The organism is Nostoc sp. (assembly GCF_036917315.1).
Taxonomy (GTDB): Bacteria; Cyanobacteriota; Cyanobacteriia; order Cyanobacteriales; family Nostocaceae; genus Nostoc.
In genome coordinates this window covers 66,295-78,721 of the sequence record NZ_JBALDR010000029.1, presented here as the reverse complement: position 1 = coordinate 78,721, position 12,427 = coordinate 66,295, and the positions used below count along the sequence as shown (strand labels likewise).

Annotated in this window: 9 protein-coding genes and 1 pseudogene; 9 read left to right on the top strand and 1 reads right to left on the bottom strand. The window is 40.7% G+C overall.

Annotated features, from left to right (window positions below):
• Window positions 1-30 precede the first annotated feature (30 nt).
• Together V7K84_RS12940 and V7K84_RS12935 are read left to right on the top strand one after the other, a co-directional pair.
• Complete coding sequence (locus V7K84_RS12940; protein WP_334838558.1) at window positions 31-1,032, top strand: glutathione S-transferase family protein; 1,002 nt, start codon at window positions 31-33, stop codon at window positions 1,030-1,032.
• 34 nt (window positions 1,033-1,066) lie between these two features.
• On the top strand, window positions 1,067-1,519 hold the full coding sequence (locus V7K84_RS12935; RefSeq protein ID WP_334838557.1) for a VOC family protein: 453 nt from the start codon (window positions 1,067-1,069) through the stop codon (window positions 1,517-1,519).
• 115 nt (window positions 1,520-1,634) lie between these two features.
• Here the strand turns inward: V7K84_RS12935 and V7K84_RS12930 are convergent, their stop codons facing one another.
• On the bottom strand, window positions 1,635-1,772 hold the full coding sequence (locus V7K84_RS12930) for a hypothetical protein (RefSeq protein WP_334838556.1): 138 nt from the start codon (window positions 1,770-1,772) through the stop codon (window positions 1,635-1,637).
• A 341-nt stretch (window positions 1,773-2,113) separates the two neighbouring features.
• Here V7K84_RS12930 and V7K84_RS12925 point away from each other — a divergent pair, with 341 nt between their 5' ends.
• From V7K84_RS12925 to V7K84_RS12895, 7 genes and pseudogenes are all read left to right on the top strand, one after another.
• The gene (locus V7K84_RS12925) at window positions 2,114-3,547 is read left to right on the top strand and encodes a sensor histidine kinase (protein ID WP_334838555.1); all 1,434 of its coding nucleotides are present in this window, start codon (window positions 2,114-2,116) and stop codon (window positions 3,545-3,547) included.
• A 389-nt stretch (window positions 3,548-3,936) separates the two neighbouring features.
• A pseudogene (locus tag V7K84_RS12920) lies at window positions 3,937-4,071 on the top strand (ATP-binding protein); the annotation flags it as partial.
• Window positions 4,068-4,742 (top strand): response regulator transcription factor, encoded by a 675-nt coding sequence (locus V7K84_RS12915; RefSeq protein ID WP_322686757.1) that lies wholly within the window; start codon window positions 4,068-4,070, stop codon window positions 4,740-4,742. The pseudogene V7K84_RS12920 and the gene V7K84_RS12915, both read left to right, overlap by 4 nt.
• Window positions 4,743-4,797: 55 nt before the next feature.
• A complete protein-coding gene (locus tag V7K84_RS12910; protein ID WP_334838554.1) occupies window positions 4,798-5,010 on the top strand; it encodes a CopG family transcriptional regulator in 213 nt (70 codons plus the stop codon).
• A 286-nt stretch (window positions 5,011-5,296) separates the two neighbouring features.
• Window positions 5,297-6,643, top strand: coding sequence for a hypothetical protein (locus tag V7K84_RS12905; RefSeq protein ID WP_334838553.1), 1,347 nt, complete (start codon window positions 5,297-5,299; stop codon window positions 6,641-6,643).
• Between the two features lie 192 nt (window positions 6,644-6,835).
• Complete coding sequence (locus V7K84_RS12900) at window positions 6,836-11,542, top strand: response regulator (protein ID WP_334838551.1); 4,707 nt, start codon at window positions 6,836-6,838, stop codon at window positions 11,540-11,542.
• Between the two features lie 227 nt (window positions 11,543-11,769).
• Window positions 11,770-12,405 (top strand): hypothetical protein, encoded by a 636-nt coding sequence (locus tag V7K84_RS12895; RefSeq protein WP_334838549.1) that lies wholly within the window; start codon window positions 11,770-11,772, stop codon window positions 12,403-12,405.
• The last annotated feature ends 22 nt before the right edge of the window (window positions 12,406-12,427 follow it).

The window sequence follows — 12,427 nt, the reverse complement described above, 5'->3', positions numbered from 1 at the left end:
ATAGACACGCCCTAGTGTTAGGAGGAAATTATGCCGTCAGGAATGATGATCGAAGGCAAATGGACAACCGATGGGAATAAATCAGATCCCAGCGGCAAGTTCAAGGAAACGCCGACAACGTTTCGCGATCGCATAACCGCCGATGCTTCCAATGGGTTTAAGGCAGAAGTAGGACGCTATCACCTCTACGTTTCCTTGGCGTGTCCGTGGGCGCATCGCACTTTAATTATGCGAGAAATCAAAGGTTTGAACGATGCAATATCAGTCTCTATCGTCGATCCGATTATGAGCGACAAGGGATGGATGTTTTCTGAAGCACCGGAAGCTATTCCTGACTGGGTGAATCACACTCAATATTTGCAAGAGATTTATCTGAAAGCCGATCCCAAATACACAGGACGAGTTACTGTTCCGGTGTTGTGGGATAAGCAAACTCAAACGATCGTCAATAACGAATCTCGCGAAATCATGCGAATGTTTGATGTAGAGTTTGGGGAATTGGCAACACAAAAAATAGACTTATACCCACGCGACTTACAGCATCAGATTGATGAAACAATCGATGCAATCTATCTGCCAATCAATGTTGGTGTATATCGCGCTGGTTTTGCGACTTCACAAGCAGCCTATGAAGATGCAGTAACTGAACTCTTCGAGAGTTTAGATCGATGGGAAGGCATTCTGAGCCAGCAGCGGTATTTATGCGGCAATCAACTCACCGAAGCTGATATTTGTATGTTTGTAACTCTGTATCGCTTCGACTCAGTGTATTACAGTCACTTTAAGTGCAATTTGCGGCGAATTATCGACTATCCAAATCTCTGGAATTATTTACTAGACCTATATCAGCGTCCTGAGTTCAAAGCGACTTGCAATCTAGACTATACCAAGCGCGGCTATTACATGAGCATGATTGATATTAATCCAAATCGAATTGTGCCGAAGGGGCCGATCGTTGATTTTGACCAACGGCACGATCGCGAACGCTTCACTAAGGCGTCTCGTAGAGAAGTTATCGCTCCCTATTCATAGAAAATAAATTGCACAATCTAACTGGAGTAACACCATGAGCCTTATATCAGGTATCCACCATGTTGCAGTGGTGACAGCAGATATTGACCGTTTTATCGACTTCTATACTGATGTATTCGAGATGCCAGTAATCTTTCAAGAGACGACCCCAGCTTTTCGTCACGCACTTCTGCTAGCTGGATCGCAGAGCGTACTTCACGCAGCAGAGATGCCTAATAATATTCATAGTTCTGGATTGCCGGATATGTTTGGACGAGGACACATCGACCACTTAGCTTTGAATGCCCCAACAGAATCAGCATTCCAGATTATCCGCCGTAAACTGATAGATCGAGGTGTGAGTGATGGCGCGATCGCCGACCTTGGCCCAGTACTTAACTTATCATTTTCCGATCCTGATGGTATGCATATTGAAGTTTGCCTCATCGTTGATGCTTCACTTCAGGGTTTTCACCAACCGCGGCCATATCTAGAGACTATCAACTAATAGGTTGAAGTTAGCGTTAGTCTCCTTCGCTGTTTGTGGTTAATTAATAGTTTTGCTTATTTTCAACTTGCGATCGCATTCAGAGAAAATAATCATGATTTATCATAAATTGGCGCTAGTCATCAAACTGGCTGGACAGGTTTAGTTGCCAAATTAATCCAGCAATTGGGTGAATATGAAGCACAGCATCAAGAAGCAGAAATAGAGAATGATAAAGACGCGATCGCTTTAACATAACAATATCTAAATCCAATTCTCTCTTGCCTTAATGAAAAAAGTTTGTTGTCACTACTCTGCCTCGGAATCAATTTCGATGATTAAAAATTTTCAGGTAATTCTCAGCAGAAATTAATTTAATTACTAGTAAATGCATTTAGACTATTATTAGACAAGAATTTGCGGATTTGAGATGACAATTAAATAAAAATTTTTAGCAATCTTTTGGGAATGGCTGCGCTTTTCACTGTCGGTATGTAACAGAGGTAAGTTCAAATCAGCTATAACTAAAGATGTAGCTGTTAAGAGTAACTTTATATTTAGCAGTCTTATGTTATTTTTCCAACCTTATTAAACACCTAAAACGCCACCGAAATCGTGAAGCAAATCATAAAATTTGGGATAAATATAGATCCATTTTCCTTACAATCACGCCTCACGGTTGGTATTGCATCATTTTCAGCTTTGGTATTAGGTAGCCTCGCTACATGGACTAGTTGGAAAATGCAGCAAATTTTAGTTGATAGTCATAAATATAATATAGAACAAATTGCCAAGCGCTTGCCGCAAGATGTGCAAATTTATAGTGAAATGATGCAACCTGAAACTGGATTACAAAAGGCTATTAATAATTTAGCAAATACTAACACTTTATTATGGCTAAAAAGCCCCAATCGTAAAATTATAGCAAAATCTACCACTTTAGATTTATTATCTGACACTACAGTAGCTGAGTTAATGACCCTGACTAAGATGCCAATTAAACCACAAGTTTACAAAGTGAACCAAAGCTATTTTGTTTTATGTAGTAGTACTGTGCAAGTGCAGGGTAAGTTACTGGGTGAGTTATTTGTAGTCAAGGATATTACCCACGAACAGAAAATGTTTGTCGTAATGGTGCAGAGTTTAGGTATTACTTGTATTTTGGCAATTATTGTTTTAACTGCTGCGATCGCATTTTATATTAAGCGTTCTCTGCAACCTCTGCGTCAGCTAAATCAAATGGCTTCTGTGATTTCCGCTGAAGATTTAGGACAAGCGCAGCTATATCTTGATAATGCACCCAGTGAAGTTAAAGAATTAGCTCAAACTTTAACTATGCTGTTATCACGCCTTTCCCAATCATGGGAGCAAGAACGAGAATTTGTGAGTAATGTTTCTCATGAATTACGCACACCTTTAACGATTGTACATGGATATTTACAAAGCGTCTTGCGAAGGCAGAATAACTTAACCCAAACTCAACAAGAAGCTTTAGAAACTGCGGCATCGGAAGCTGAACGCACTATTCGTCTGCTACAAGATTTACTTGATTTAGCACGTGCAGATAGCGGATACCTATACTTTCAAATGAAATCTTATGTGCTGAATGACTTGGTTGAAGAAGTTGTCATGATGGCAAAAAAATATAGCGATCGCACAATTACAATCGAGTCAGAAATTTATCCAATTGAGATAAAAGTAGACTATAGTCGCTTTAAACAAGTGTTGTTAAATTTAATAGATAATGCCATTAAGTATTCTAACGCTGATACACCTATAATTTTTAAGTTAGATCGGCTTCCAGATCGGGCTATTATTCAAGTTTGTGACAAAGGTCATGGCATTCCTTTGCAACAGCAAGCACGGATATTTGAGAGATTTTACCGTGTAGATGAATCCCGTTCTCATACTACTGGTGGTTGTGGTTTGGGTTTATCGATTGTTAAGACACTTGTAGAAGGTATGGGTGGTAGTGTAAGCGTGCAATCAAAGTTGGGAAAAGGGAGTATGTTTACAATCAGTTTACCTACATATAGCAATCCTATTTGATTCGTGAAAAATTATAAATAAGAAAACGAACCGCAAAGTATTGGCTTTGGGCGCAAAGGGAATAAAGAACAAAGAGATACATAATTTTCACAAATGATTTAGGACTGCTATATAGCTCTATCTGATTTGTAAAAATTGCAAGACTTAGATTCCCAGTTTTTTGATTTGATTGCAGACATAGTAAAGATGACAGAGAAATTTGGTGTTGCACAATTCCAGGATGAAAAGGATTTTGCGTGATTTCAAAACCTTTGTAGATAACTTGCAATGCAACATTTCTACACCAAGATTCCTACATCTAATCAGCAATGCCAGAAATTTAAGCATCGGGTAATCTATTTAGAAGTCACCCCGTTTCCTGTGAGAATAAAGGCAGCCCTCGTTTAACTGGCAAAGCAGGTTTCGGTTTATCGATTGTGAAACACCTAACCGAAGGTCTGGGAGGCAAAATTGCCATCCTTTTAAAGCCAAGCTATGGTAGCACTTTTATTCTCACATTACCTGCTTTAGGAGCAAAAATATGACAGCACATATCCTTTTAGTGGAAGATGAAGTCAAACTGGCGCGATTTGTCGAATTAGAACTTAATAGCGAAGGATACCGGGTAAGTGTCGCCCATGATGGCATCGCAGGCTTGACTCTGGCGCGAGACTCCTCACCAGATTTAGCGATTCTGGATTGGATGCTTCCAGGGTTGACAGGTTTGGAAATTTGTCGGCGTTTGCGAACAACAGGTAGTACAGTACCAGTGATTTTGTTGACAGCAAAAGATGAAGTGAGCGATCGCGTCGCCGGATTAGATGCAGGAGCTGATGATTATGTAGTTAAGCCCTTTAGCATTGAAGAACTATTAGCTAGAATTCGCGCTCATCTCCGGCGCACGCAAGAAACAGACGAGGATTTGTTGCAATTTGAAGATTTAAGCTTAAATAGGCGCACTCGTGAAGTATTTCGGGAAAAACGAAGCATTCAGTTAACAGCAAAAGAATTTGACTTATTAGAATATCTCCTTTCACATCCCCGTCAAGTATTTACTAGAGATCAAATTTTAGAGAAAGTTTGGGGTTACGATTTTATGGGTGATTCTAATATTATTGAAGTATATATTCGTTATTTGCGACTTAAGTTGGAAGAAAATAATGAAAGACGTTTGATTCATACAGTCCGTGGTGTAGGCTATGCATTACGGGAGTAATCGTAATGACTTGGTGATTTCGAGAAAAGCAACATATTCAAGATAAAAGAGAATTATGAAGAAAAAATGGGCTGTTAAACGACTGACAGTAAATCTCACAACCGAGGAAATGAAGAAACTTGAACAATACTGTACTCTCACAGGTAGACCAGCAACAGACGTAATTCGAGAATTGCTCCGAAGTCTTGAGGTTGACAATACTGAAAACTCTGAGATGGGAACAGCAGACTCAAAAATTACTGTTGGCAGTTTGTCAAAATCACACTAACTATCGACTCGAATATAGCGTTTCCTAATCAGAATCAGCTACAGCTTAACCTCACCCCCAACCCCTCTTTTCACCAAGGAGAGGGGTTGGGGGTGAGGTTTTGATATGTACTTCATGCACCTGGGAACTTCTATATCCCGCCAAATTAACGCTTTTACGCCTTTTGCCTTTCCTATGTCTTAACAAGCATCGATTATGGGCATCATAATCCCAGTCCGAATACATCAGCTAGCAGCCAGAAAACTATTTGGCAGCAAGTTTTTCATTTCAAATATAGTCTCAACCGATGGTATATAGTTTTAGACCCTATCTCTTTGTTTCTCCATATAGTTTGTACGCTGTATTTCTTTTGGGATGCCTACAGATTCAATTGGGAGTAATCTGTAGCGTAGGTATTTGGATATTATCAGAAGCTAAATTACAAGCAGCCCAAGCACATCAGACCTGGCAATCACCTTTAGGATTGACCAAGCAAGTCACCACAATAAATCCTGAGTCAGCAGAGCAATACTCAAAACCACTCCCCTATCGATTAAAATCAACACCTATTTTGCTGGCGGCACCCGAAAACTTCAATCCTGATTTGCGATTACCGCGATCGCTACCCGAAGCACCACAGCAGAATTCTAGCCCACCATCGCTACCCGAACCACCGCAGAATTCTAGCCCACCATCGTTACCCAAACCACCGCAGAATTCTAGTCCACCAACAACTGCTACCGAAGCAAAAACGCCAAATGCAGTTTTGGAAAGTATTCATACAGACTATCACTATGAGACAGACAACTTTGGTCAAACTAATTTTTTCTTAGAACCAACAGTTCAGTTTCGATTGAGAAATGGCAATAAAATATTTTTCAAGACAGGTTTTAACTTCTTTGAGAAACGCGGTGTTGAATCAATTACCAATTTTCCCTTGCAAGTTGGATGGCAAGGAAAAATTGGACAAGTGACTCTACAAACAGCAGCCGGAGTCGATGTGTTCAATCGTTTACCTACAGCTATCAATCTCAACGTTAAGGTAGATGCTCCCATTTCGCCGCCGCGAGTTTCGTCATCAGGTCGATTGCTATCGGCAGTAATAATATCAGGTAATTTACAACAAGGGCCTTATAAATCTAATGCTCGAACTTTAGACAATCAAATTACTGCTTGGCGATTTGGGCCTGATTTATACTGGCAGATTGACCGTAATACCAGCTTGTTTTCGTCATTGCGTTTGGGTAGTTACAACGATGGTAATTCTGAGGTGCAGTCTTTTAGTAGGTTAGAGCGCAAGTTCGGACAATTTTCTTTGGCAGCTAACTTATTCACTTGGAGTTACGATCGCGATTTAGAACGCACAAGCGGTTATTTTTCTCCACCAGATTTTCTAGTTTACAACGGTGAGGTAGCTTGGGAGGGAGATATTACTCAATTCTTACGCTGTCGCCTTGCTGCCAACTTAGGACGGCAGCGACTTAAAGGAGAATTTGACAACGCCAATACCTATCAAACGCGCTGTACGGTAAAACTGTCGCCCAGTATAGAAGCAGACTTGAGCTATAGCTTTAGTAATGTCCGCAATCAAGAAACCGGCGGAAGCGCCTACGGTGGTAATTCCTTCACAGGACAGTTGCGGGTCAAGTTTTAACAAAAAAGAATTCAGGAGTCAGAATTCAGAATGAATATAGAATCAAGCGCTATATATTTTTGATTTTTTGAAAATTATAAACTTTGACTATCAAAGTATTCTTAATTTTAACTTCTAACTTCTAACTCCTGGATTCATAATTCATAATTCAGAATTCTGTTTTTAAAATCCAAAATGGTATAAGGCTGGAGAATGAAAGCACCATTACCTGATAACGAAACACAGCGAATCGAATCTCTTTTGCAGTATAAAGTACTCGACACTCCTTCGGAAACAGCCTTTGACGACCTCACCCGTTTAGCCTCGTATATTTGTGGAACTCCCATTGCCTTAATCAGTTTAATTGATACTAATCGTCAGTGGTTCAAGTCAAAAGTTGGTTTGGATGCCCAACAAACACCCCGCGATTTGGCATTCTGCGCCCATGCTATTCTGCAACCTGAAATTTTTGTTGTACCTAATGCCACAGAAGACGAAAGGTTTGCGACAAACCCACTAGTCACTTCTGACCCAAATATTCGGTTTTATGTTGGTGTACCGCTGACTAACCCTGAAGGATATGCACTAGGAACACTTTGTGTAATCGATCGCGTACCAAGAAACCTCTCTCCAGAACAACTTGAAGCATTACGAATTATTGGTCGTCAGGTAATTAAGCAACTAGAAATGCGCCGCACTTTAGCAAGTTTGGTATTGGCAAGCGATACACGCAAACAGACCCAGAAGACACGCAAACAATTTTTTCAAAGGATAGCCGGAGGGTTTGGGTTAGCATCGGCAGTTTTAGTTTTGATTGGCGTGATTTCTTTTCAAAACACACACAGGTTGATTGATACGAATAATCAGGTACAACAAACCCAAGAGAAAATCAATAAACTAGAAGAATTACTGTCTGAGATGAAAGATGCTGAGACTGGACAACGCGGTTACATCCTCACTGGACAAGAAAGTTATCTAGAACCCTATCAAGCAGTAGTTGGAAACATCGATCGCAAAATTATAGAACTGAAAGATTTAATCGCAGATCGACCTAGCCAACAAAAGCAGTTCGCAACTCTTGAATCTCTGATAGTTGCAAAACTTGCCATACTCAAGCAGACTATATACCTCCGTCAAAATCAGGGATTTGAGGCGGCATTGCAGGTAATCCAGACAAATCAAGGAAAACATCTCATGGATGATATCCGCAAAATCATTAATGAGGTAGAGAATGAGGATAGAGCGTTACTTCAACAGCAGTCACAAGCTGCAAAAGCCACTGCTAACAACACAGTTTTGACACTGGCGATCGCTATTTGTTTAAGTTTTTTGATTCTGGCCATAGTCTACTACTTTATTTACCGTGAAGCAAAAGAGCGGAAATTAACAGAAGAAATACTGAATCAAGAACGCAATTTTATTTCAGCAGTCCTTAATACAACCAGCGCTTTGGTAATAGTTCTTGACCCGAAAGGGCAAATCGTTCGCTTCAATCAAGCTTGCGAACAAATTACTGGTTACTCATTTGATGAGGTGAAAGGAAGGCATTTCTGGAACCTGTTTCTACTTCCCGAACAGGTAGAGCCGGTTAAAGCAGTTTTTGAGCAGTTGCTATCTGGTGAAGCGCCCAAAGAATACGAAAACTATTGGGTAACTAAGGATGGCAGCCGACGGCTCATTTCGTGGACTAACACTACCTTGAAAGACTATGAGGGGCACGTTGAATACATTGTTGCTACAGGTATTGACATCAGCGATGTGTTTGAGGAACTCCGCTTACGCAAACGAACTGAACAGCATTTGAAAGCAGAGTATGTTACAACCCGTGTCTTGGCAGAGTCAAGCACAATCAATGAAGCCATGCCCCAAATCTTGCAAGGAATCTGCGAAAGTTTGGGATGGGATTTAAGTGAATTTTGGATGGTAGATCGGCGATCAAATCTACTGTATTTGCTAAATTCATGGTATAAAATCTCCTTCGAGATGCAAGAATTTGACATTCTCAGTCACCAGACCATGTTTGCACCAGGAATTGGGCTGCCTGGTCGTGTCTGGGCTAGTCTTGAACCTGTTTGGATCGCTGATGTTGTTAAAGATCGGAGTTTCATTCGCTCTCAAATCGCTGCTGAAGCAAAACTGCACGGAGCTTTTGGTTTTCCGATCTGTAGTGGTAAAACAATCATCGGTGTGATTACCTGCTTGAGCCATGAAATCCAGCAAGCTGACCCGAATTTGGCAAAAGTTATGAATTCTATTGGTGAGCAAGTAGGGCAGTTTATTGAGCGCAAGCAGGCAGAAGAAGAACTCCAACGCCAAAACTTGCGATCGCAACTATTTACTGAAATCACCCTCAAAATTCGTCAGTCTTTGCAAATCAAAGAAATTCTTCAAATCACTGTCACCGAGGTTCAAAAAATTCTCCATAGCGACCGAGTTTTGATTTATCAGCCAAAGGCTGATGGCTCTGGAGCTACCGTGGTTGAGGCAGTAATTTCTGGCTGGCTGGCAATTAAAGAGAAAGAGCTAGTCAATGCTTACTTTCAAGCCGAATACATCCAGCAGTACTATCTACAACAGTACCGTCAAAAACCGAATCTGGGGCTTGCTGACTTGGATATAGCTGAAGTCCAAAACAACCATCTCGAATTACTGCAACAATTTGGAGTCCAGTGTAATTTAGTCATACCCATTCTTGTCAAAGAAGAACTCTGCGGTTTGCTGATTGTCCATCAGTGCGGCAGTTCCCGCCAATGGTCTAGCTTTGAAACTCATCTTTTACGACAAATAGCTGACCAAGTAGGTATTGCCTTAGCCCAAGCCCAAATGTTAGATGCAGAAACTCAACAACGACGAGAACTCGAAATTGCTCGTCACCAAGCTGAATTAGCCTCCCAAACCAAAAGTGCCTTTTTGGCCAACATGAGCCATGAAATTCGGACTCCGATGAATGCTGTGCTGGGGATGACAAGCTTAATGTTAGAAACTCCCCTAAATTCCGAGCAGCGGGATTTTATGGAAACGATTCGCATTAGTGGCGATGCTCTCTTAAGCCTGATCAACGAAATTTTGGATTTGTCCAAACTAGAGGCTGGGGAAATGGCACTAGAAACTCTAGATTTTGACTTATCTACCTGTGTAGAAGAGGTGTTGGAATTATTGGCTCCCTCAGCCCATCATAAGGGATTAGAAATTGCAGGATTAATTTACAGCAACGTCCCCACCCATCTCCAAGGCGATGCTGGCCGCTTGCGACAAATTCTTATGAACCTGATTAGCAATGCAATCAAGTTCACCAGCAAGGGTGAGGTAGTATTACGAGCAGAATTGCGATCGCTTTCCCTAACTACAGCCACCATCTATTTTGCGATCGTAGATACTGGTCTTGGCATTACCCCTGAAGATCAATCCAAACTCTTTAAGCCATTTACCCAAGTAGATGCGTCCACCACCCGTAAATATGGCGGCACAGGTTTGGGATTAGCCATCTGCAAGCAACTGGTAAGCTTGATGGGAGGAGAAATGGGCGTAGAAAGTCGCTTGGGGAAAGGATCTAAGTTTTGGTTTGAACTAACTCTTGCCAAACAAATTGACTCTATTTCTTTAGAAGGCGAACGCGAACTTTTGCTTAATCGGCGCTTGTTAGTGGTAGATGATAATGCTACAAATCGCAAAATTATCTACCATCAAGCTACCCGTTGGGGGATGCTGGTGGATCAGGCTGCTTCGGCTACTACTGCCCTCAAAGCTATTCAGGAAGCCGCCAAGCAAAAAAATTTCTATGACGTTGCTGTGATTGATATGCAGATGCCAGAAATAGATGGCATGACTTTAGGAGAAAAAATTAAGGCAAATTCTGCGATCGCCGGGCTACCTTTGATTATCCTTACCTCTACTAATCAACGCGATGAAATCCAGCGATCGCTAAAAATAGGATTTGCGGCTTATTTAGTCAAACCTATTAAGCCATCCCGACTCCTCGATACCATGATGACTATTTTAGGAACGCAGCCAGAAGATGAGACAGAAGTCACAATTCAGGAGTTAGAAGTCAGAAGTCAGGATTTACAACTGAAAAATTCTGAAAACAACCGCAACTATTATTCTCCTAACTCCCACAAATTAAGAATTCTCTTAGCCGAAGATAATTTGGTGAATCAAAAAGTTGCCTTGAAGCAACTCCAAAGCCTGGGTTATAGCGCTGATGTCGCTGGTAATGGGAAAGAAGTATTACAGATATTAGAAAAAATTCCCTACGATTTAATTCTGATGGATTGCCAAATGCCAGTTCTCGATGGTTTAGAAACCACAAAAGAAATTCATCGTTGGCAAGAAAGCAGCTTTGCTAGTGGTTATCGTCCTGTGATAATTGCAATGACAGCTAATGCCATGAGACAAGACCAACAAATGTGTCTAGATGCCGGCATGGATGACTATTTGAGCAAGCCAGTAATAAAAGAAAAATTGGCGGGAGCGCTAGAGCGTTGGGGAAATGCGATCTTCGAGGCAAAAGAAACAACTGCCACAGAACAAACTACGACAGATGTCGGTGCAGTTAACCTTCCAATTGATTGGGAACGTTTGCACCAACTCTCAGAAAACAACCCAGAATTTGAATTGGAACTACTGCAAATATTTGTTGAGGATATTCAACCTCGTCTAGAGTTAATTAAAATAGCGATCGCAACTCATGACTTTGAGCAAATAATACTCCAAGGTCATCAAATTAAAGGTTCTAGTGCCAATATGGGAGTTACAACCATGCATCTGGCAGCAGAAAAACTAGAACAACTAGCTTATAAGCAAGAGCGTCGAGGTTCTAGTAACTTAATCGTAGAGTTAGAAGACTTTATTAAACACATCCAAGAGTTTTTGAACTGTAAAGATAGTAACGCCACAACCTTAGATAATAATATTTATTAATAAATTAACTGGAGCATTTTTCCTGAGTAAGTTATGAAAAACACTTATTTTAGATTTCTCATTACTCATTTCCTATTTTACAGATATAAATTGTAACCGATTGGGAATAATAACAAAGTATGTTCGGTGAGTTAGCTGCATCATCAGCTAAGAATTTTTAGCCTAAATGTCAGTTAAATACATCATCTATTATTCCCAATTGATTCCCAAAAAGCGAGGTTTTCCTAATGAGTCAGATGAGTAGAGACGATGTACGAGAAAGACTTGGTAATATCGATCAGATCCGCGATATTATTCTTGGAACACAGCTAAGAGAGTACGAAAATCGATTTAGCAAGCTGGAGTCAGATATATCTCTCCTGCAACAACAGACACGATTGCATGTCGAGCAACTCAAGTCCAACTTTTCGGCCGAACTAAAAGCGGGGTTTGAGTCGCTGGATAAAAAGCTGAAATCACTGAACCTCGCAACTCAAGAAGAAACTCTTGACTTACGGCAACAGGTTGATAGACTTAATAAAAAGTTCTCTAGCAGCGTTCAGTCGCTTGATGAAACCTTAGATAGCCAAACTACCTCGATTCGAGATGAAATTTTTCAAACTAAAGTCCAATTACAAGATGATGTTACGGCCTTACGGGATCTGATTTTAGAAGAAATAGATCGACGCTTCTCACAACTGACAGACACGAAAGTTTCTAAAGACGATATGGCTGAAACTTTGTTTGCCTTGGGAATGCGTCTGAAAGAAACTGAATTTATTCCTAAATTGCGAGAAGCAGCTAATGAAAGCAGCGAGGAATATACTGCTGTACCGCTTCTAGAAACTACAAAGTTATCAAAATTAAATGTTAACTCACTCTAAGAGTACAGCATAATTGCATTCG

Excerpts from the sequence above, each read along its gene's own strand:
- V7K84_RS12940 (WP_334838558.1), top strand. The coding sequence starts at position 31 with ATGCCGTCAGGAATGATGATCGAAGGCAAATGGACAACCGATGGGAAT.
- V7K84_RS12935 (WP_334838557.1), top strand. The coding sequence starts at position 1,067 with ATGAGCCTTATATCAGGTATCCACCATGTTGCAGTGGTGACAGCAGAT.
- V7K84_RS12915 (WP_322686757.1), top strand. The coding sequence starts at position 4,068 with ATGACAGCACATATCCTTTTAGTGGAAGATGAAGTCAAACTGGCGCGA.
- V7K84_RS12910 (WP_334838554.1), top strand. The coding sequence starts at position 4,798 with ATGAAGAAAAAATGGGCTGTTAAACGACTGACAGTAAATCTCACAACC.
- V7K84_RS12905 (WP_334838553.1), top strand. The coding sequence starts at position 5,297 with ATGGTATATAGTTTTAGACCCTATCTCTTTGTTTCTCCATATAGTTTG.
- V7K84_RS12900 (WP_334838551.1), top strand. The coding sequence starts at position 6,836 with ATGAAAGCACCATTACCTGATAACGAAACACAGCGAATCGAATCTCTT.
- V7K84_RS12895 (WP_334838549.1), top strand. The coding sequence starts at position 11,770 with ATGAGTCAGATGAGTAGAGACGATGTACGAGAAAGACTTGGTAATATC.